This window comes from Planktothrix paucivesiculata PCC 9631 (assembly GCF_900009265.2).
Classification (GTDB): Bacteria; Cyanobacteriota; Cyanobacteriia; order Cyanobacteriales; family Microcoleaceae; genus Planktothrix; species Planktothrix paucivesiculata.
Genome location: NZ_LR734985.1, coordinates 1 through 21,680, shown reverse-complemented (window position 1 = coordinate 21,680; position 21,680 = coordinate 1). Strand labels below are relative to the sequence as shown.

Annotated in this window: 21 protein-coding genes; 12 read left to right on the top strand and 9 right to left on the bottom strand. The window is 40.7% G+C overall.

Going from position 1 to position 21,680, the window contains the following annotated elements:
• The first annotated feature begins 6 nt into the window (after positions 1 to 6).
• From PL9631_RS02160 to radC, 7 genes are all read left to right on the top strand, one after another.
• Entirely contained in the window at positions 7 to 312 is a 306-nt protein-coding gene (locus tag PL9631_RS02160) for a DUF2499 domain-containing protein (RefSeq protein WP_083616531.1), read from the top strand.
• A gap of 54 nt (positions 313 to 366) precedes the next feature.
• On the top strand, positions 367 to 663 hold the full coding sequence (locus tag PL9631_RS02155; protein ID WP_083616528.1) for a DUF3593 domain-containing protein: 297 nt from the start codon (positions 367 to 369) through the stop codon (positions 661 to 663).
• A 3-nt stretch (positions 664 to 666) separates the two neighbouring features.
• Entirely contained in the window at positions 667 to 1,872 is a 1,206-nt protein-coding gene (locus PL9631_RS02150; protein ID WP_083616526.1) for a phosphate/phosphite/phosphonate ABC transporter substrate-binding protein, read from the top strand.
• A gap of 275 nt (positions 1,873 to 2,147) precedes the next feature.
• Positions 2,148 to 2,501, top strand: coding sequence for a hypothetical protein (locus PL9631_RS02145; protein ID WP_231516613.1), 354 nt, complete (start codon positions 2,148 to 2,150; stop codon positions 2,499 to 2,501).
• Positions 2,502 to 2,608: 107 nt separating this feature from the next.
• A complete protein-coding gene (locus PL9631_RS02140; RefSeq protein ID WP_083616522.1) occupies positions 2,609 to 4,738 on the top strand; it encodes a serine/threonine-protein kinase in 2,130 nt (709 codons plus the stop codon).
• An 83-nt stretch (positions 4,739 to 4,821) separates the two neighbouring features.
• A complete protein-coding gene (locus tag PL9631_RS02135; protein ID WP_083616520.1) occupies positions 4,822 to 5,664 on the top strand; it encodes an MOSC domain-containing protein in 843 nt (280 codons plus the stop codon).
• A 167-nt stretch (positions 5,665 to 5,831) separates the two neighbouring features.
• Positions 5,832 to 6,563: a RadC family protein gene (radC, locus tag PL9631_RS02130; protein ID WP_083616544.1), complete on the top strand. Its 732-nt coding sequence runs from the start codon at positions 5,832 to 5,834 to the stop codon at positions 6,561 to 6,563.
• A 13-nt stretch (positions 6,564 to 6,576) separates the two neighbouring features.
• Here the strand turns inward: radC and PL9631_RS02125 are convergent, their stop codons facing one another.
• The 3 genes from PL9631_RS02125 to PL9631_RS02115 form a co-directional block, all read right to left on the bottom strand.
• Positions 6,577 to 7,530: an Hpt domain-containing protein gene (locus PL9631_RS02125; protein WP_083616518.1), complete on the bottom strand. Its 954-nt coding sequence runs from the start codon at positions 7,528 to 7,530 to the stop codon at positions 6,577 to 6,579.
• Between the two features lie 149 nt (positions 7,531 to 7,679).
• Positions 7,680 to 9,632: a peptidoglycan D,D-transpeptidase FtsI family protein gene (locus PL9631_RS02120; RefSeq protein ID WP_083616516.1), complete on the bottom strand. Its 1,953-nt coding sequence runs from the start codon at positions 9,630 to 9,632 to the stop codon at positions 7,680 to 7,682.
• A 71-nt stretch (positions 9,633 to 9,703) separates the two neighbouring features.
• A complete protein-coding gene (locus tag PL9631_RS02115; protein WP_083616514.1) occupies positions 9,704 to 10,285 on the bottom strand; it encodes a hypothetical protein in 582 nt (193 codons plus the stop codon).
• Positions 10,286 to 10,493: 208 nt separating this feature from the next.
• On the opposite strand from PL9631_RS02115, the gene PL9631_RS02110 reads away from it, so the two are divergent.
• From PL9631_RS02110 to PL9631_RS02100, 3 genes are all read left to right on the top strand, one after another.
• A complete protein-coding gene (locus PL9631_RS02110) occupies positions 10,494 to 11,159 on the top strand; it encodes a glutathione S-transferase family protein (protein WP_083616512.1) in 666 nt (221 codons plus the stop codon).
• 279 nt (positions 11,160 to 11,438) lie between these two features.
• Entirely contained in the window at positions 11,439 to 13,757 is a 2,319-nt protein-coding gene (glgB, locus tag PL9631_RS02105; protein WP_083616510.1) for a 1,4-alpha-glucan branching enzyme, read from the top strand.
• A 251-nt stretch (positions 13,758 to 14,008) separates the two neighbouring features.
• Entirely contained in the window at positions 14,009 to 14,932 is a 924-nt protein-coding gene (locus PL9631_RS02100) for a DMT family transporter (RefSeq protein ID WP_083616508.1), read from the top strand.
• 383 nt (positions 14,933 to 15,315) lie between these two features.
• On the opposite strand, the gene PL9631_RS02095 is transcribed toward PL9631_RS02100, so the two are convergent.
• The 6 genes from PL9631_RS02095 to PL9631_RS02070 form a co-directional block, all read right to left on the bottom strand.
• Positions 15,316 to 16,233, bottom strand: coding sequence for a sialate O-acetylesterase (locus tag PL9631_RS02095; protein ID WP_083616506.1), 918 nt, complete (start codon positions 16,231 to 16,233; stop codon positions 15,316 to 15,318).
• 87 nt (positions 16,234 to 16,320) lie between these two features.
• Positions 16,321 to 16,722 (bottom strand): peptide-methionine (R)-S-oxide reductase MsrB, encoded by a 402-nt coding sequence (gene msrB / locus PL9631_RS02090; protein ID WP_083616504.1) that lies wholly within the window; start codon positions 16,720 to 16,722, stop codon positions 16,321 to 16,323.
• A gap of 62 nt (positions 16,723 to 16,784) precedes the next feature.
• Complete coding sequence (locus PL9631_RS02085; RefSeq protein ID WP_083616502.1) at positions 16,785 to 17,243, bottom strand: DUF2996 domain-containing protein; 459 nt, start codon at positions 17,241 to 17,243, stop codon at positions 16,785 to 16,787.
• A gap of 112 nt (positions 17,244 to 17,355) precedes the next feature.
• A complete protein-coding gene (locus PL9631_RS02080; protein ID WP_083616542.1) occupies positions 17,356 to 18,243 on the bottom strand; it encodes a hypothetical protein in 888 nt (295 codons plus the stop codon).
• 48 nt (positions 18,244 to 18,291) lie between these two features.
• On the bottom strand, positions 18,292 to 18,795 hold the full coding sequence (locus PL9631_RS02075) for a hypothetical protein (protein ID WP_083616500.1): 504 nt from the start codon (positions 18,793 to 18,795) through the stop codon (positions 18,292 to 18,294).
• Positions 18,796 to 18,907: 112 nt separating this feature from the next.
• Positions 18,908 to 19,327: a hypothetical protein gene (locus PL9631_RS02070; protein ID WP_083616497.1), complete on the bottom strand. Its 420-nt coding sequence runs from the start codon at positions 19,325 to 19,327 to the stop codon at positions 18,908 to 18,910.
• A 176-nt stretch (positions 19,328 to 19,503) separates the two neighbouring features.
• Here PL9631_RS02070 and PL9631_RS02065 point away from each other — a divergent pair, with 176 nt between their 5' ends.
• Complete coding sequence (locus PL9631_RS02065; protein ID WP_083616495.1) at positions 19,504 to 21,336, top strand: S8 family peptidase; 1,833 nt, start codon at positions 19,504 to 19,506, stop codon at positions 21,334 to 21,336.
• On the top strand, positions 21,333 to 21,551 hold the full coding sequence (locus tag PL9631_RS02060) for a hypothetical protein (protein WP_083616493.1): 219 nt from the start codon (positions 21,333 to 21,335) through the stop codon (positions 21,549 to 21,551). The genes PL9631_RS02065 and PL9631_RS02060 overlap by 4 nt, the downstream gene beginning before the upstream one ends.
• Positions 21,552 to 21,680: the final 129 nt, after the last annotated feature.

Genomic DNA, 21,680 nt, shown 5'->3' with positions numbered 1-21,680 from the left:
TAAATTATGCACGCTTTATCGATTCCGACCTGGGTAATTCATATTTCGAGTGTGATTGAGTGGATTGTTGCGATTTGGTTCATCTGGATTTATGGAGAAGTGACTCAAAATCGAGCTTGGTGGGGTCTTTCCTTCGCCATGTTACCCGCTTTAGTCAGCGCCATGTGTGCCTGTACCTGGCATTATTTTGATAATCCTGCCTCCTTAGAATGGTTAGTTACCTTACAAGCAACCATGACCGTTGTAGGAAATACGACCCTATGTGTGGCGGCTTGGTGGATTTGGCGTAATGCAAATTCCGTTAAAAATTAAGGTATTTAGCTTGATTTTACACAACATTTAATTCCCTCTAACCTTTAAAAAACAATGTTTTCAAAAGATACTTTATTTGCGATTTCTCTATTTCCCTATTTAGGGTTTTTATGGTTTTTAACTCGTTCGGGACAAATGCCCCGTTTAGCGTTAATGGGATTCTATGGAACATTAGTTTTTGTAGCAGTAACAATTCCGGCGGGAATTTACGCTAAAGTTGCCTATGGGGAATCTTTAGCTAATATTGATTGGTTACATGGCGGGGCGGAAGTCTTTTTAACCTTGGCTAATATTTTACTGGTTTTAGGATTTCGCCAAGCGATCATTGAAAAACAATCGGCGCAAGAATAAAAAATGGGTTCTCCTAAAACTAACCAGGCTTTTATTTTAACCCTAAGTGCCATCTTGAGTTTATCCTTATTTGGGATTATGGTTTATCTTTTTGTTAATCCTAAAACGGGTTTAATTCCCTTAGTATTTTCAGAAATAAAACAACCCATAAACCGTTTAGATACAAATTCTCTAACTATTGGAATTTTAGGGAAATCGGAGGATTATACCCCATTAGTTGACTATTTAAAACAACAGTTTGGGGATCAAATTACCATTACTATTGATAGCAAGATTAGGGAATCTTATCAAGAGGTAAAAAACAAACTCGCCACTAAAAAATGGGATATAGCTTTTACCCTTTCCCCGATGATTTCTGTAGCCGCTAAAGATAATGGATATGTCTGGGTGGCGCGAATGTTTCCCCAGTCTCCACCCTATTATCAATCGGCATTATTTGTGCAAAAAAATAGTTCAATTCAGTCTATTAGTGATTTCAAAAATACCACCGTTATCGCTTTAGGAGATTTTAACTCTGCTTCTAGTTTTTATATGCCCACTTATGATTTATTTGGTAAATCTCTATGGGTAGACATGGGACATAGGGGGGAAGTGATTCAAGAATTAGTTAAAACCGGGAAAGCGGATGTCGGTGCGGCATCCTATGAAGCGGTTAAAAATGATCCTAATTTTAGGGTAATTCAGATTAGTAGAAATATTCCAGGGTCAGGGGTATATCTTTCTCCTAATTTGTCAGATAATGACCAAAAATTGATTACCAAAGCGTTAGTTAATGCTCCTGCAAATATCCAGAATCAAGCAAATTATGGTGAGGATAAAGAACCGGATTTTTCCTACTTTATCCAAATTAGCAAGAGAGCAGAAGAAGTATTAAAATGTGCAAATTTTAATCAAAATCCGGTTAACTTTTTCTGTTCTACGGCAAGTGCTAATATTCCAGAATCTTTGACAAGAGAATCTAATCAACTTATCGGAATTGTTAATGGTTTAAGCATAGTAGACAATCAAATAACTCGGTTAACATTACAAGCAAAGGATCAAAAGATTTATTATGTTTTCCTGAATCCCCAAATTTTGAATCAAATTCCTAATGCGGGTAGTGGGTTGAATCTACAAAATAAAACCCTAGTGATTACGGGAGTTATTCCCGATCCAAAATCTAATCAAATCGTCATTAATGACCCAAATCAAATCCAGGTTTTAAATTAAAATTATAGGAGAGGAGGTTAACCATTATTTTTAAATTATTATTAACAGGTTTATTACCTATTGTTTTATGGGTTGAAGGTTTTGATGTACCCATTCGCAGTTTTTATTTAGGAGAAATTCAACCGCTTTTAGCCCGAATTATTCCTGATTTTTCACTCCCTACTATCACTCCTAACCAACCTTCAAACATAGACCTTGACCAATGCAATGAACTCCCCTCTGGTTACGGAATTCCAGGGTTTAGACCGGGGATTGATCAAAATCAAATCTTTCAGATGTTTGGGACTCCTAGAGCTATGGAAACCGGATATTGGCCGAATACCCAAGCGGTTTTTTACCATTTAATTCCTAACCGGGTTAGTTTGGGATTTTTGTTTGATAAAACATCGCGTAAATTACGACAAACCGAGGCTGCATTTTCCCAAGAAGTTGAATTACAAACTATTCTAATTACTTTTAATAGTATGTCGGGGTGTCGTTTAAATCCTACCCTAGAATCTGGGTTAAAAAGTGTTTATAACCGCCAAGCTCAGGATTATTTTTTTACAATTGATTCACTAAAAGGTATTATTGAACGCGAACAATCTGACCGAATTTATATTGGGATTTGGGAAGCCGATTTACATTAGCTTGCTTAACCCAAAAACTAAATTATTATTAAGATTGGGATTAATTTTAATAGGTTGAGCTATTCTGATAAAATACCTCAAAACTATCGGTATCTATACCAAATCCGATGAGTTATTGTTTAAATTCCTATTGTCGGAATCCTCAAAATCCATCGGGGATAACGGTTTGTCAAACCTGTGGGACGACTTTACTCTTAAAAGAGCGTTATCGCCCTGTGGAGGAACTCGGGGGTGGGGGTATGAGTCGCACCTTTTTAGGCGTTGATTTAGATCGGTTAAATACCCCCTGTATTATTAAACAATTTTTGCCCCCATCCCATAAAATTTCTTTAGTTAAACAAGCAATTGAACACTTTAATCAAGAAGCATTACGTTTACAAGAATTGGGAATTCATACTCAAATTCCCGCTTTATATGCTTATTTTGAACAGGAACAACATCTTTATCTGATTGAAGAATGGGTAGAAGGAAAAAATCTACTCCAAGAATTGAATGAAACCGGAGCATTTAGCGAAAATAAAATTATTCAACTTTTAGAAGATATTTTACTTATTTTACAATTTATTCATCAACATCATATTATTCATAGAGATATTAAACCAGACAATATTATTAGAAGAAAAACCGATCAAAAATTGGTATTAGTAGACTTTGGGATTGCTAAATATAGTCTGAATTTAGGTCAGCCGCAAACGGGAACTTTAACGGGAACTATTGGTTATGCACCCTTGGAACAAATGCGAGGCGGAAAAGCCTATCCGGCTAGTGATTTATATAGTTTGGGCATGACCTGTATTCATTTACTCACCCAAATTTTACCTAATCAATTATTTGATCCGTTTACCGGGGAATTAATTTGGCGATCGCACCTAAAAAATATTAATAAAACCCTCAGTAAAAAATTAACCCGAATATTAGATAAATTACTCAAAGATTTAGTTAAAGAACGTTATCAAACCGTTGAAGAAGTTTTACAGGATTTAGCAGCAAAACCCCTAATTCCACCTGTGGTTAATATTCCTATCCCACCGCCCTCCCCTTTAAATATTATTATAGCCACTGAGTTACAAGCGGTTACTTCTAATTTATTTTCTCAAAATTATCTATTTTTTAAGGCTAATTCAATTCCCTTATTATCCCATAATTCCTTATTGTGGGAACATAGTTCTAGTTCGAGTGCCACTGTAAATTCGCCCTTTTTAGAGTCAAAATTCATCTCTAAAACTCAATTAAAACCCCTATTACCCGATATTTCCCTAGACTGTATTAATACTTTATCCGGTCATAAAGATACTGTTAAAGCCTTAGCTATTAGCCCCAATGGATATATTTTAGTCAGTGGAAGTCAGGATAAAACCTTAATAATTTGGAACTTAAAAACTGGACAATTATTGTATCGATTAATCGGTCATGAAGCCGCCATTACTTCCGTTGCTATTAGTCCCAATGGTCATAAATTAGTCAGTGGAAGTTTAGACCGAACTTTAATTTCTTGGAATCTGGATAAAAGAGCGATCGCAGATCGATTTTTTAGCCATTCTGGTTCTCCCTATAGTCATCGTTGTGGCGCTGTTTATAGCGTTGATTACAGTCCCGATGGAGATATGATTGCCAGTGGTAGCGAAGACAAAAGTATTAAACTTTGGAATCAAAGAAATGGCGAATTAGTTTATCGTTATTCTGAACATTTAGATGCTGTTTTATCGGTTAAATTTATTGATAATTTGGTTAATAATCCGTGTTTATCTCCATCCAAAAATAGTTATTATAATCATGGTTTATTTGTCAGTTCAAGTAAGGATGGTACAATTAAAATTTGGCAATTAAGTCGCTTAAAAAGTCTACAAACCCTAACCGGACATTCCGACCAAGTTTGTGCAATTGTTGTCAGTCCGACTCAACCTTTATTAATCAGTGGAAGTGCTGACCATACCGTCAAATTATGGAATTTAAACACCGGAGAATTAATTAAAACCCTAACCGAACATTCAGATCGGGTTTCATCCGTTGCCATTAGTCCCGATGGTCAATGGTTAGCTAGTAGTAGCGATGATGGTATAATTTATCTTTGGGATATGGGTCAACCCCAGAATTTAGGAATTTTATCCGGTCGTTTAGAAGGGTGTGCTCCGATTATTTTTAGTCCCGATCATCAACACTTGATTTGTTGTGACAAAGATGATCAAATCCTAGTTTGGCAATTTAAAATTTTTTCAGAGAATCGTCAATTTTTTTGATAGAGTAGGGAATAAGCAATACAACCGTCGAAGTGTTCCCTATTCCCTATATATTTTAAAACAATCAACTTTAAATAATCCCCATGAATCTGATTGAACTATTTATTTATCCGATTAAATCCTGTGGTAAAATCACCCTGAACCAAGAGGAAGTAACCCTAAAAGGATTAGACTGGGATCGGGAATTTATGTGGGTTGATGAATCCGGTCAGTTTGTCACCCAAAGAACTCATCCTGAATTGGTAAAAGTGCGTGTTCAACAGTTAGGAACGTTGATAGAATTATCCGTTGCAGATCAAAATATTAAATCTTTTCAATTGCAGCCTAAATTAATAGGAACTCCTAAAACCGTACAAGTTTGGAGAGACCAAACGATGGCAATTGATCAAGGAGATGATGTGGCAAATTGGCTAAAAAATGCTTTGAAACAGGATAATCAACCTAATTTAAGGTTAGTGCGTCAATCTCCTGATTTTATTCGACCTGTTGACCCTAATTATGCTGTTAATCCCGATAATCAAGTGAGTTTTGCCGACGGTTATCCCTGTTTATTAACTAATACTGCTTCCTTAACTGAATTAAACCACAAACTGACAGAAACCTATCCAACATCATCAGAAGAAATTCCCATGAATCGATTTAGACCTAATCTGGTAATTGATACTGATCAACCTTTTATTGAAGATCAATGGAAAACTATTTTAATTGGAGAGATTTATTTTGATTTAGTTAAACCCTGTAGTCGCTGTATTGTCACCACAACGAATCAAGAAAGTGGGGAACGTAACCCCCTAAAAGAACCTTTAAAAACCCTCGCCACCTTTCGACAACAACCCCGTGGGGTGATGTTTGGTGTGAATATTATTCCTCGGAATACCGGGACAATTCGGGTGGGAGATATTGTTGAAGTCATTGAAACCCATTAAAGTCTTAAAGTGAATTTTTGTTACAAGCGCGAGTCGCCATTACGGAGACTGATCACCTAGAAACCACTAATAATAAAGGATTTAACACCGAATCAAACTTGAACTTATGGAAAAAATTGAGTAAAATTTAATACTATAAAAATATTGCGTTGTGGGGTGCAGCCCAAATGACCTATAGCCTGAGAATTGCTGATTTACCCAGTGATGAGCGTCCCCGGGAACGATTAATGGCCATCGGTTCCAGAAATTTAGCCACGGCTGAATTGATTGCAATTTTACTAGGAACCGGTCAGGGTAAGGGGAAATTATCGGCGGTTGGTTTAGGACAATATCTATTAAATCAGTTGGGTCAGCATCAACGAGAGCCTTTAGGGGTATTGCGGGATATTGGGGTTCACGAATTGACGGAAATTCATGGGATTGGGCCAGCGAAAGCTACCACAATTTTAGCGGCCGTTGAGTTGGGAAAACGGGTTTTTCAGTCCAAACCCCCCGATTTAGCCATCATTGAGACACCCCAAGCCGCCGCCGATGCCCTCAGTCATGATTTGATGTGGCAACCCCAAGAACGTTTTGCCGTGTTGCTATTGGACGTAAAACACCGTCTGTTAGGCACTCAAGTGATTACAATTGGAAGTGCCACGGAAACTATTGCCCATCCCCGGGATATTTTCAAAGAAGTATTGAAAAGTGGCGCAACCCGGGTAATTGTTTCCCATAACCACCCCTCGGGGAATGTCGAACCCAGTGCAGAAGATATTAATTTAACTCGTCAACTCTTGCAAGGAGCGCAATTTTTATCCATTCCAATTTTAGATCATATTATTTTAGGAAATGGTAATTATTTAAGTTTAAGAACTACCACATCTTTATGGGAAGAATATCCCCAAGCCGAGTAAATTTTTACTACTTTTAGGATTTAACGTGCTTAATTAAAAGTTGAGCGATCGCTTGTAATTGTTGTTTATTAAAGGTTTTTAATAGAACTTTAACTACCTCTTTCGGATCAGCCGGAATCGTGATTTCTTGAGTAGCAGTTTTGGCTGCTGCTTTTGCACCCGCCAGGGACAATAAAGCCGCACTGGGGGCAATGGAACTGGCTTTTCCTGCTTGTAAAAGTTCCGCCCCTTGCTTTAACTCATTAATAATTGGGGTCGCTAAAACTTTAAAAGAATTTTTAGGATTGGCGATCGCACCATGGGCCGTTTTAACTAATGTTTGCCAAGGCTCAATTCCTACCCCAACTTTAGTTAATCGAGCGCATAAACCCGCCAATTGTTTACGAGTTTCCGGGGATTCGGCTTGTTTGAATCCCTGCAACATGGGTTTGAGAACCGTCATTACTTGATTAACGGCATTAGCCACGCCAGGTGTTGCTGTAGTTGTTGGTGTTGTCGCTTTTGGAGTTGCTACGGCTACCTTCCCACTGATTAAGTCCTTCAAATGGTTTTCTAACTTGTCATACACGGGGAGGGAAGCCTGGAGAATTTTTTCCCCTATTTCCTCGGAAAGTCCGGCCGGACTCGCCGCTCGATCAATTAAATTTTTCAACACTTCAAACCCCTTACTATAAAGGGTTTGAGTTGTAGCATCAATTTTTAAAGGCGTGTCCTTAACCAACTTAAAACAATCTTCTAGGCGTTTGGACACCTTATTAATACTGGCCAGACTGGGCATATTCTCCATCAACATCGCTGCCGCCCCCTTAATAGAGTGAGCCGCCCGATAGATAGATGCCACTTCCTCCCGGTCTGGATCGGCCATAATGGCGGGGAGCTTTGTCACCCCCGTTTTCAGGGTTTCGAGACGCTCCTCCGCTTCTTCCATGAAGATAGCAAAGATCTTTTGGTCTTGGTTTGTTGGCACAGCAGCCCTCCTAAACCCTTGAATCAGTTATCAGTAGAGACGTGCCATGGCGCGTCTGTACCATTTATCAGTGTAAGAGTTGATCAGTTATTGGTCAACTGCAAACATTGTAGAAGCTCGGAGTTAATCAACAGATTAGTATTTATTAATTACTGATCCGGGGAAGTTTCCGCAGAATTGAGAGCCGGAATTTCTGAAGGGGGAAGTTTTTCCAGATGAATTAAGGCTTCCATGACTGATTTAACAATCGGTGCAGCTACAATGCCCCCGGCACGACCCTCTAAGGGTTCATCCACCACCGCCACCACCACGTAACGGGGATGGTCAACACTCAAAATCCCGACAAAACTGGTAATTAGGGCGTTGGAAGAATAGCCTCCATCGGCCGATGCTTTTTGGGCTGTTCCAGTTTTGCCAGCAATTCGATAACCGTCTATGGCGGCTTTGGTTCCGGTTCCGCCCTCTTTGATAACGGTTTCCATCATTTTTAAAACAGCATTGGCCGTTTCCGACGAGAACACCTGTTCTGGCTCTCCCAGGGGTAATTTCCAATACAGTTGGCTTTTGCTGTTATATAACCCTTGAACCACGTGGGGAGTTACCAGTTTACCGCCATTGGCCAAAAGACAATTAAGTTGGGCTAGTTGAATCGGGGTAATGGAAAATCCTTGGCCAAAAGCCGTAGTTGCGGGTTCAATGGCGGCGGAAACAAATTGTTCTTTAGATTTTAGGGTACTGGTGGCGGCAAAGGGTAAATCAATGCCCAGGGTTGATCCTAAACCTAAACGTTTTAAGCCTTGATAAAATACCTCCGGCTCCATCCGTTGCATAATTCGCACCATGCCGACGTTACTGGAATATTTGACCACATCGGTAATATTAATTCCCCCCCTGGCGGCCCCATCAGAATTTTGAATTGGCCAGCCTCCGACCTGGATTTGTCCTTCATCATTGACCACAGTATCCGGTTGAATTACTCCCGCTTCTAAGGCTAAAGCAACGTTAATTGGTTTGAAGGTTGAACCGGGTTCGTAAAGGTCAGTTAGGGCCCAATTTTTAAACCGTTCTAAGTCAAATTTATAGTATTGATTCGGATTATAAGACGGTTCATTCGCTAGGGTGATAATGGAGCCATCGGTGGCATCCATCACGATTACAGTTCCCCGTTTGGCTTTGTATTCTTCAATGCTTTTCTGGAGGGCTTGATGGGCAACTCTTTGCAAGGAGGAGTCAATTGTTAGCCTTAATTCTAAATCATCAATCGGGATAAATCCCGTGGCGATTTGTTCAGGAACCCAAGCCCCATTTGCTGCCCGTTGAAAGGACAATGAAGGCATGGTACGTTCTAATAAATTTTCCTGACTATATTCAATTCCGGCTTGACCTTTCCCTTCAAGATTAACATGACCCACAATATCGGCGGTATTCTCTTGTTGAGGATAAAGTCGCTCACGACTTTCTAAGAGTTCTAATCCATCTAAACGTAAATTATTAATTCGATTGGCGATTTGTTCTGATATGGAATCCGCCACTTTAATCCCACTAGGAGATAAACTAAATAATTGTAAAAGTTCCCCAGAAGTTGGGGTAGTTAAATCTTTTCTTAATAATACAGGGGCTAACTTTTCAGCTATTTCACCCGGAGTTTGTTTAAACAGTTTGGGGTGAACATAAAGGGTATAAACTCGCCGATCTAAAGCTAGAATATCTCCTTGGCGATCGGTAATTGAACGTCGGGGAACAAACGGTAGAATTTTTTGTTGTTGTTGAGATGCGGCTTGTTCTTGGAGAAAGGAAGATTCTTGACCAATTTGTAAACGAAATAAATTTAGGGATAGACCAACAATTCCCCCTAATATTAATAACCAAACTAATATTAAACGCTTGCGATCAGCTAAACGGGGGACAGAGCGATTACGTTTTTTGGGATAGGTGACAAAGGGCAGATCAACCGAGCCTGTCGCTAAAGGAGAAGAACCTGAATTCCGAGCTTGGGAATTTTGACCCTTACCTCCCCGGGTGGTTCTTTTTCCCCGACGCTGACCCGGAAAAGAACGCTGTCCTTGAGAACGAGAACCCGAAGAATAGTCTGAAGAAGCCATAGAGTGACGGTACAGGGGGCAGGGGAGGCAGGGGGAGCAGGGGAGGCAGGGGGATTAGGAATGATAATTGTTTAATATCCTAAAGGTCTGTTTAATGTTGGATGGGGAGCAGGATCTAATTTGATCACAGGAGTGGGTTCTGGGGAGGGCTGGGGACGGGGTTTAGCGGGTTCAACATAAATCATATCACCTGGTTGGGGAACCACAAGACCTGTGGTGGGACTATCGGCAGCGATCGCAATTTCATTTTTTAGGAGTTCTTGAGCCGTACGCAGTTGTTGTTCCGTGGCCCGCAACTTTTCTAATCGGGGATATTCCTGTGTCCAACTCGACTCTCCATAAACCGTTAACCCATAAACTGTTAAGGTTGAACCGATAATCAAAGAAGTAATAACCGAGGAAACCTTTTGTACCGCAATTATGGAACTAAGCCATAAAGGTTGAGGTTGAGGTTTAGGGAGGGCTTTAACAACCGTTGATGTCGGTAGGGGGAACGGGGGATTAACCAAGGGTACAGCATTTGTCAAGGAGGCTTTAACCCGTTTTTTCCGAGCCTGATCAAAGGGAACAACCTTGCTTTGTACCGAAGGAAGATCAACGGGACTAGAAATTCTGCGTTGAGGAGAAGGTGTCGATTTGAACGCAACAGTCATAAAATTTACCTACCTTGACTTCAGCTTTCGGTGTGGGGGAATGGAAAGGCAATGCTTGATCTGGGGCTGGGTTCACTTGGAATCATCTCCCATAGAAAAATCCCACCCTTAATTATCAAACTAACTTAAAACTATCTAATCACGAAAAACCCCCAAAATATTGTTAAATTTCAGTTTTGTATATTAAGTCAATCCATTTTAGTTTTTTATGCTCCTATTGCAGTTTAGTACGTCCCATTATTGTCGAAAGGCCCGTTTAGCATTGGGGTATAAAGGGATTTCTTATCAAGTGGAAAATCTTACCCCGGGAATTCATACCCTGAAACTCAAACCCCTAACGGGACTGACAACGGTTCCGGTTTTATTACCCCAAATAGAAGGTCAACCCCAGGCGATCGCGGACTCGACTCAAATTTTCAAGTATTTAGAACATAATTATCCTGATCCCCCCTTATTTTTAGTTGATCCCCATCAACAAACCCAAGCCGCATTATTAGAAGATTGGTTAGATGAAAGTATTGGGACAGCCACGCGATTTGTTTATTATCAGTTTCGGTCTGGAGAGGGGAAACAAATTGATCCGTCCCTATCAAGTTTATTAGTAATTCGGGTTGTCTGTTGGCAATATCAGATTAATACTGCTGCCGTTGAACTGGCTAAAACTCGGTTAAAAACAGCTTTTGAGGTGTTGGAAGTCTGGAAAGAACGGCGCTATTTAGTGGGCGATCGCATCAGTATTGCGGATATTGCTGCCGCGGCCCTTCTGAGTCCCCTCGCCCTGATACCTGAATACCGCCAAGGTTATCCCTGGATATTCGACCGGATTACCGAAATTCACGCTCTTTGTGGCGAACCCTTACCGCCGGGATTGTAGGGAGAGGGGAGCAGGGGGAGCAGGGGAGGCAGGGGGGCAAACTATTAACTGTTCCCTGTTCCCTGTTCCCTATTCCCTATTCCCTGATAAATTAAGGGTCAAAATCAAGTAACATAATCCCAAATCTCGCTTAAAGCGTAAGAGTAGGATTTTCCCCAAAATGCGGAAGGTAGGGGGCAGGAGGTTTGCTCGTCCTAAAAAGGTCAAAATCTAGTAAATTGATAGTACCCTTCCCATCCATATTAGACCTGTTTTGTAATCGTAGAGCAGTAGAAATCCATGACGACCATCGCAACTGATCAGATTGATAAGATTGTTTGGAACCATCACCAAGATCCCTTTGAAGTGTTAGGTTCCCATCAAATTGAACACGAGGGTAAAACGGTATGGGTAGTAAGAGCGTACCTCCCTAATGCTGAGGCGGCATGGGTTCTGTTGCCCGAACAACGACAGGAATACCCCATGCAGTCCGTCCATAATCCCCATTTCTTCGAGTGCATCATTGAGACCCATGAACTCTCCAATTATCAACTGCGACTCAAGGAAGGGGAACATGAAAAGGTGGTTTATGACCCCTATGCTTTCCGTTCTGCCCAATTTACCGATGTGGATGTTCACCTATTTGCGGAAGGAAACCACCACCGGATTTATGAAAAATTAGGCGCTCACCTAATGACCGTCAATGATGTGACTGGGGTGTATTTTGCCGTTTGGGCTCCCAGTGCGCGTAACGTTTCGATTATTGGTAACTTCAATAATTGGGATGGCCGCCAACACCAAATGCGGAAGTTGGGCAATGGAGTTTGGGAAATGTTTGTCCCAGGACTCGGAGTGGGCGAACATTACAAATATGAAATTAAAAACTGGGAAGGACATATCTATGAGAAAACCGACCCCTACGGGTTTTATCAAGAAGTTCGCCCCAAAACCGCTTCTATTGTTGCCAATTTAGATACCTACCAATGGCGTGACCAAGATTGGTTAGAGGAACGACGTCATAAAGATCCCCTGAAATCACCGATTTCGGTTTATGAATGTCATTTAGGGTCTTGGAACCGCGCTCCGTTTGATCAACCCCATGTTTTACCTGATGGCACGGTAGAACCGGCTGTACAAGCCTGTGAGCTCGATCCAGGGAGTCGTTTTTTAACCTATCGGGAACTCGCGGATCAGTTAATTCCCTACGTCAAGGAATTAGGTTTTACCCATATTGAATTATTACCGATCGCCGAACATCCGTTTGATGGATCTTGGGGATATCAAGTCACCGGATATTATGCCCCGACGTCCCGGTTTGGCAGTCCTGAAGATTTCATGTATTTTGTCGATCAATGCCATTTAAACGGTATTGGGGTACTTGTGGACTGGGTTCCGGGACATTTTCCCAAAGATGGTCATGGTTTACCTTTCTTTGATGGTACTCACCTCTACGAACACGCCGACCCCCGCAAAGGCGAACACAAGGAATGGGGCACTTTAGTTTTTAACTATGGTCGCAACGAAGTCCGAAATTTCCTGGTGGCTAATGCCCTATTTTGGTATGACAAGTATCATATCGATGGAATTCGGGTGGATGCAGTCGCCTCGATGCTGTATCTAAACTATTTACGTCCCGATGGGGAATGGGTCGCCAACGAATACGGCGGTTGTGAACATATTGAAGCGGCGGATTTCCTGCGTCAAACTAATCATGTTCTGTTTAGTTACTATCCCGGCACTTTATCCATTGCCGAAGAATCAACATCCTGGCCCATGGTGTCCTGGCCGACTTACGTTGGCGGCTTAGGGTTTAACCTGAAATGGAACATGGGATGGATGCACGATATGTTGGATTATTTCAGCATGGACCCTTGGTTCCGTCAGTTCCATCAAAATAACGTTACTTTTAGTATTTGGTATCACCACAGCGAAAACTTTATGTTGGCGCTTTCCCATGATGAGGTGGTGCATTGTAAGAGCAATATTGCTAACAAAATGCCGGGGGATGATTGGCAAAAATTTGCTAATGTTCGGTGTTTGTTTACCTATATGTTTACTCACCCGGGCAAGAAAACTTTGTTCATGGGAATGGAGTTTGGTCAGCGTCAAGAGTGGAATGCTTGGGGAACTTTGGAATGGGAATTGATGCAATATCCCGCCCACCAAGGGACTAAACGGTTATTCCAAGCTTTGAATGAATTGTATCGCAGTGAACCTGCGTTATATGAACAGGATTTTGCTGAAGCCGGGTTCCAATGGATTGATTGTACGGATACTCGTCATAGTGTGGTGTCGTTTATTCGACGGGCAAAAGATCCCGAGGAATTTGTGGTGGTGGTCTGTAATTTTACGCCCCAACCCCATAGTCATTATCGCGTGGGTGTTCCTGAATTGGGATTCTATACCGAAATATTTAATAGTGATTCCGGTGAATTTGGCGGCAGTAATATGGGCAATTTAGGGGGTAAATGGACGGATGAATGGTGGTTCCATAATTATCCCCATTCCTTGGATTTATGTTTACCACCGTTGGGGGTTCTGGTGCTCAAATTAGACCGACCGAAAACAGAAGCAGCCCTGCAAGCAGCGGCGGTGGAAGTTACTCCTTTAGAGGCGTAGTCAGCTTGGAATTGAACTAATGCAAAACAGCGATCGCTATTTTAAAAAGTGGCGATCGCTTCAATTTTTTATATATGGGGAACAGGGAACAGGGAACAGGAATAAAGCATTTATAAAAGTCTGAAAAATTAATCATAAAAGCATTTTTATAAAAACAATTTCTTGAATTATAGCAATTTAAAATTAGGTTATATATCGTTATTTTAATTGAATTTCTATTATAATAGAATCAGATTGTTTAAAATCTTACAATGTCAATTCATTCAACTTCAGGACGATGGCGGTTAGGGTTAGGGTTAGCCCTGTTAACAACATTTTTATGGGGAATTTTACCCTTAGCATTAGCTATTATTTTACAAGGTTTAGACGTTTATACCGTAACTTGGTATCGATTTTTTATTGCTTTTGTCCTGTTAGGCGGGTATTTAACCACTCGTAAACAACTCCCTAATGCGGAAACAATCCGTTTAATCCCTTGGAGTCTATTAGGAATCGCCGCAATATTTTTAGCAGGTAACTATATCCTATTTTTGCAGGGTTTAGCCTTAACTTCTCCCACTAATGCTGAAGTTTTAATTCAAACATCTCCGGTTTTAATGGGGTTAGGGGCATTAGTTATTTTTAAAGAACATTATACCCGCTTGCAATGGTTAGGTTTAGGGGTATTGACTTTAGGATTTAGTTTGTTTTTTAATGAACAATTAAAAGTTCTGGTTACTGCTTCCAATGAATATTTATGGGGAAGTTTTTTACTCGGAGTTGGAGCTATATGCTGGGCAATTTATGCCTTAGCTCAAAAACAATTATTACAATCCCTTTCCTCCTCTCAAGTTATGGCATTTATTTATGGAAGCTGCACAATTTTATATTTACCCGTCGCCACGCCTACGGCAATTTTTAGCCTCACCCCATTTCAGGTATTAATTCTACTATTTTGTGGACTCAATACCTTAATTGCTTATGGTTGTTTTGCCGAATCTTTAGAACATTGGGAAGCTTCACGGGTAAGTGCGGTTTTAGCCTTAGCTCCGATTATTACTCTCATTTCCGTTGATAGTATTGCAGTCTTATTTCCCCATTTAATTGAACCGGAAAATTTAACTATTTTGGCTGTGATAGGAGCGATGATTGTCGTAGCAGGTTCGATGATGATTGCATTAGGAAAAAAAACCTAGAGTTAAGCACAAACATAACGGACTATAGCACTAGCCGCTAGGGAACACCGGAACAGATGATTAATAATAGAACTCTTGCAAAATAATTTTATGGTATTATAATAGGTTTTGCTCAATTTCATAAAATCACAGAGACTAACCATTCTTCACAAAGTTTTGCTAAAAACTCCATAAAATGGTAAAAATTAAAAGTGAATTTAGACAATAACTCTGTGATGAACACTCAATTTTATCTAAATTTGAAACCTCATGAATTTAAACGGAGATTTGGTGTCAAGATTCAAACCTTTCAAGAAATGGTTAATGCCATAGAGCAGTTCAGGTTAGCAATTAAACTTCTATCTATAACAGGACTCCCGCCAATGGCACACTCAACAAGGAAATCAACGCTCCAACTTTACAATAGCCTCAGCAAAGTGGGAACCTAAATCCAAGTAATCGTCACTCTGATAATGCCACGGATCAGAATATTTGTAATTATCCGTTGTTGTGACTAAGGCAGCATAGCCATCTTTTTGCACAAACTGAGCTTGAGCATTGCGAATTACTGCTCCATATTTCCACACTTTACCCCCATCACCCTGACCCGAATCTGAAATTCGACCAATAACAACAGGAAGATCGTCGGTACGAAACGCAGCCCGAAACAGATCAATGATCCGTTTCAAATGGCTCTCATATCGTTCTGCAATCTCTAGTGTATACGCTCCATCGCTCTCTCCCTGCATCCAAACGATTCCCACAGGAGTCAATACATCTGATTCACCATCTCCGTCAATATCTTGAACAGCCATGGCATTTTTGACAGTCGCCAGAAAGTGATCGTATTGATTCACTCCATTACCGTCGTTGTAATCGGGTTCCCAATTGCCAAACTGGCCACTTGCACCGCTATCGAGTGACGTTCCGCCTCTGGCGTATTTAATAATGGCAATATTGGAGTTAGGTTGTAATTCTAACAAACGCCGTGCAAAGCTTAATTCGACTCCGAAGCGATCAGAATAAGAATTGGTTTGACCGTTACTTTGAAAACCAACTCCATGTCCCGGTTTTAGTTCCTCCCAAATTCCCACGCCATCAATTTTCCCGCCATCAGGTGCTGAGTTTCCCTGATAGATCATGACACCTTTGACGGGTGCATTCAGTTCTTGAGGTAAATCCCGAACATAACCATAGCCTTCCATGTTGGATTGACCCCCCAGATAGTAAACTTTATACTCTTTTGCTTGGGCGGTTGTTACCAGAAGGAAGTAACTCACAATTGTTAGAAAAACTTTTGAAATATTCCCGACAATCGGCATAATATTTAATTCTGATTAATTAATAGGAAATCTTTAAACCGGGTTAGGTGAATTTTTCCCCCACCAAACCCGGTTTCTATTGCAGAATTAACCTTCTGATTTCTCGAAATCTAAAGCCGCAGAATTCATGCAATAACGTTGTCCTGTGGGTTTGGGGCCATCATCAAAAACATGACCTAAATGGGCATCACAGGCCCCACAAACAACTTCAGTCCGACGCATGAAGAAACTGAAATCATTTTCACATTTAACATTTTCTTCATTAATGGGTTGCCAAAAACTCGGCCATCCGGTTCCCGAATCAAATTTTGTTTCGGAAGTAAATAACTCCGTGCCACAACAAACGCATTTATAAATCCCTTTTTCTTTGCTATTATGATATTTTCCTGTAAATGCGCGTTCCGTGCCTTTTTTACGAGTTACACGGAATTCCTCATCACTGAGTTGTTGTTTCCATTCGGCATCAGTTTTCTTGATTTTATCTACCATAAGACCTCTACTAAAGTAAACTGTTCTGGTGTTCCCTATTCCCTGTTCCCTATTCCCTACTATTAGTTACGAGTTAGCCATTTTTGGGCATTTAAACGCTGAACCACTCCAAACACTAATAAATCAAGATTAATTTTTCGTTCATCGCCTAAAAATGGCTCAATTGTAGAGGGTTTAATTCCATTTAAAGCACAGGTAAATAACTTTAAAGAACTAATATCTTCATTGGGAAAATAGACATTAAACTGCCGTTTCCCCTGTTGCCATTTACCGACTACTTGCCAACAATCTTGACTGACTCCTAAACCTGATGGTAATTTTTCTTTAGCAAATTTGAGGTTTAAATCTTCAATTCCTTGACTATTTAATGCTTGTTGTAAGGCGGGAATATAGTCTTGTTGGATAAACTCACCGAACGGTTTATCTTCTAATGCTGGGGCTTTGGCTTTCTTCTCGGCAGGTTTTTCGCCTGGTGTTTCTGGGGTGGTGGCTTCAGCGTTGGGTTTTGTTTCTTCAGACATAGAGAATTCCTGATTTTAATTTCAACAACAATTTACCAGAATATTACAGCTATTTTAACGGATGATTGATTTTTGTGCAGGGGTGGGAAAACCCTACCCCTAATTTTTTTTGTTAAATTTCGGCGGAGGCTCGTTCAATTAAACGACGGGCTAAGGTTTGAGTTCCGGTATGGGTATAATAGTTAGTAGTCATGTCCAAAAACGCGGCAACATAATCTAACTTATCATTGGTAATATCGACAAACCCTTGCAGGTTTTTAACTACTTTTTCTGGGGTTAAATCGTGTTGAGAAACAAAATCTCCCATCCAACCCTTGACGGAACCAAAACTTTCTTGTACAAAGTTTAATTTACTTTCGGAATCTTTCCCCGGAATGACATCATTAATCCGTTTAAAGCCTTCATTTTGTTCTAATTCCTTCGGAGTTAATCCTTCAATAGTTGATAACGCCGAACTAATAAAATCTGGCCCCAAAGGAATTAAACCATCTAAACAAACTAAGGCAGTCATCCGCATTAATGATTCTCCGCCATAGTCTCCTAATGCGGCTAAAAAGTCCCCAATACTATCACCTGGGATGCCATTAATTAAACAAAATCCGACTAATTCTGTGACTAATTTTAGGGATAAATCAATGGCTTGGGCTTTATTAGCTTTGGGAGTTAATTTATTTAAGAAGCCTAAAAAGCTGATATTTTCCCCGATTTTATTGGCTAAAGCGGCGGTTCCCAAAGCGGTTCCTGCACTATCAATACTTTGATATAACCACAATGCCCGTTGATAGCCTTCATTTTTATCATTATAAAGCCATAACGCCCGTTCACTGACCTGTTGTAGATAGGCGGGGTCATCTTCTCCGGTAATGGTTTTAACCGTATTTTCAAACCCAACTAAATTATTCCATTGACCCGGAATTACAAAATCTAACCCGCGTAACACCATGACGGTAACGCCTCCGGTTGGGAGTTCATCCACTAATTGAGTGATAGATTTACTCACAGTCATCCTCCTAAAATAGTATGGTTATTGTTGCTAGAAATCCTAATATTATTTGACTCGGGATAACCCATTCAAATTGAACTTACCCAGCCATGCTTCTCGGTCATTAGCTGTAAAAGATTCGGAACGAGATTGGACTTTGACTTGATGGCGGTTTGCCACTAAAATAGCCGTAGTATTTTTACCTTGAGTGACGGCGGGATATCCACTAATAGTTTTACTACTTTGTTGATATTTTGTAGCCGCACTGGGATTATTCGCTAGGTCATTAATCGAAAGCATGGCTACATTTTGCCCTCCTTGATTCAATTTGGCTTCGGCAAAACCGGTTTTTTCCTGGGAGAAAACCACTTGATAACCGTCTTGACTTCTAGGGAAAAGCTTATTAAATTGACTGCCAGAAACAGGTTTTTGGGCAACGGTTGTTTGGCCAGAATTATTAGTAGATTGATTCCCCGACGGTGCGGAAGATGTTGCGCCGCAAGCCGATATCAATAACGACAGTGCCAGGACTAAGGCGATTAAATTCTTAGGTAATTGTTTAAAATTCATCTTTTTAGCTAAAAATTAGGTAAAAATCGGCGATTATTCCCCTATAGTTGGGGAAAATAACCCTTATTTCCCCTAGTATAAGCTTTTTAGACGAAAGGAGAAGCCAGAAGTTCTACAAGTTTGACTGCATAAAGGAGTGAAGATATTTATACCATCGGACGGCTAGAGAAATTTCAGTAAAGGGAATTTGGACAATTTTAGCAGTATCGGTGAATCTAAATTCTAACGCGATCGCTTTTCCTTTTTCTGGGGGAATATTCGGGTCAACGGCTTGATTTTCCACTAATAACCCCAAGGACTCTACCTGTTTGAGAGAAAAGGTTTCTAAATTAACTGGGCCTTTGCGGGTCGGTTTTCCCCAGGTTAAGTCTGTTTCCTTTAACCCCAAGACCGCATAAATATCATATTTAGCTTTATCAAAATTGGTCGCCCAGGCTTGATAGGCCTCCAATTTTTGGTATTCATTCCAACCCGACCAAGCTAGACCGATAAACACCGCCAGCAGGGGAAGCCATAATAAACCACGTTCCATTGTAATTTTTCCTCTGTGAAAGTTATTATTTATGATCAACTATTTTGAGAACTCTGGATAAAATAGGAATACGATTGTAGATTCAGATTCAAGAAACCGAGTTTATCACCCTAGCTTGAGAAACCCGATTTCAGCCAACCTGCTAACCTCTCATCAACCTCAACCGTTGAAAAACGATGAAAAAATTCTTCCTATTCTGCTTATTTTTAATAGGTTTAGGCTGGGCAGTTTCTAACTTCTCAGGTTTAGCCACTCAAGGCAGTTATGACAGTATTGTACTTGATTTTAAAGAATCTTTAGGGCAACCAGAAATTGCCAATCAAGTCCGGTCAATTTCGGAAAAATATCAAATTGTTCCCTATCTCAATAGTGAATTTTCTCAAGCAGATAACGTTTATGTGGTTCGCGGGGATGCTAAACTGCTCAAATCCTTGAGAAAATCTTTAGGTAAACAGACGGAGTTTATTGAACCTAATTATATCTATCGCGCTGATGAAATGCCGGGAGAAAATGCCCAAGCTGCGATTATTTATGATGTGGCTAATTCGGTTCCCAATGACCCGTTATATGGTCAACAATGGAACTTTCGCAGTATTAATTTAGAAGGGGCTTGGAGTGAAACCCAAGGAGAAGGAGTAACCGTTGCTGTTATTGATACTGGAGTTAGTCAAGTTCCCGATTTAGAACAGACTCAATTTGTGGAAGGCTATGATTTTGTCAATGATAAAATTGAGGCTATTGATGATAACGGACATGGAACCCATGTTGCTGGAACTATTGCCCAATCCACGAATAATAATTATGGTGTAGCGGGCATTGCTTATAAAGCCAAAATTATGCCCTTAAAAGTGTTAAGTTCTGGAGGCGGTGGCACAATTTCTGATATTGCTGAAGCGATTAAATTTGCTGCTGACCATAACGCCGATGTAATTAACATGAGTTTAGGCGGCGGTGGCGAAAGTAGTTTAATGCAAGAAGCCATTGATTATGCCTATGCTAAAGGAGTAGTAATTATTGGGGCGGCCGGAAATTCCGGGGATAATTGTGCTGGATATCCCGCCCGTTATCCCAAAGTTTTGGGTGTTGCCGCCTTAGACCCGGCCGGAAATAAAACCCCCTATTCTAATTTTGGCGCGGGAGTTGATATTGCTGCCCCCGGAGGATTAATTCAAGGCGACAACGAGGTCGGAGGCATCCTACAAAATACCATTGACCCATCAACGGGTGAAGGGGTATTTGCAGCCTTTCAAGGCACAAGTATGGCGACGCCGCACGTTGCTGGAGTTGCCGCATTAATTAAAGCCAGTGGAGTTACCGAACCTAATCAAGTAGTTAATATTATCAAAGAATCGGCCCGTAAAGTTTCTGAAGACCCCTTAAATCATTTTGGCGCGGGTCATTTAGATGCTACAAATGCGGTACAAATGGCCTTGAAAGGACAAATTACCTTCCGAGATTTCTTCCGTTGGTTGCGGGATAATGGCTATTTGAATCCTCGGTTTTGGGTTGATGGTGGGGCCGTAGCCTTATTACCTAAATTAGCGATGGTTTTGGGTTCCTATTTATTAGCTTGGTTTCTGAGAAATTATTTCCCGTTTCAATGGGGTTGGTCTTTGACCGGGGGATTAATTGCGGGTAGTAGTGGTTTATTTTTCCTGCGAGGTTTCTATATCTTTGATTTACCCCAATGGCCGATGCGAATGATGGGCAGTTCTCTCCCCGAATTAGGCGGCGCAATTCAAGGAAGTTCGACCTTAAATCCTCTATTTGCCAGTGTATTAATTCCGGCAATTTTAGTAATATTATTCCTGGGACATCCACAGTGGAAATGGATTGCGATTGGCGTAACTATTGGAACTGCAAGTTGTTTAGGAATTAGTGCCATAGTCTCTCCTGCGGTTTGGGGATTAGGCACAGGTTGGGGTTCTCAACTGTTTTTAGTGACCAATGCTTTGTTATGTTTTGGGTTAGCTCGTTTAGCCATTAAAACTCAGGTGAACGCAATATGAGTATCACAGTAACGGGCATCATTGAACGCAAGGGATTTGGTTTTGGCACCTGGGCATTAGTCACCGATGACAAAACCTATGAACTGCATAAACCCCCGAAAGAGTTGCAAAAATCGGGGTCAAAAGTAACCGTTCAAGGTCAAATTCGAGAGGATATTATGACCCTGGCTATGATTGGCCCTGTGTTGGAAATAACATCTTTTGAAATAGCTTAATTTTTGACAGATGAATGGGCAATACTGGACAGTAGTTGATACATCAGTTACCAGGTCAGGACTTACGCAAAACAACCATATCTAGTAGGGGCGAACGGCCGTTCGCCCCTACAGATGGTGTATAATTGG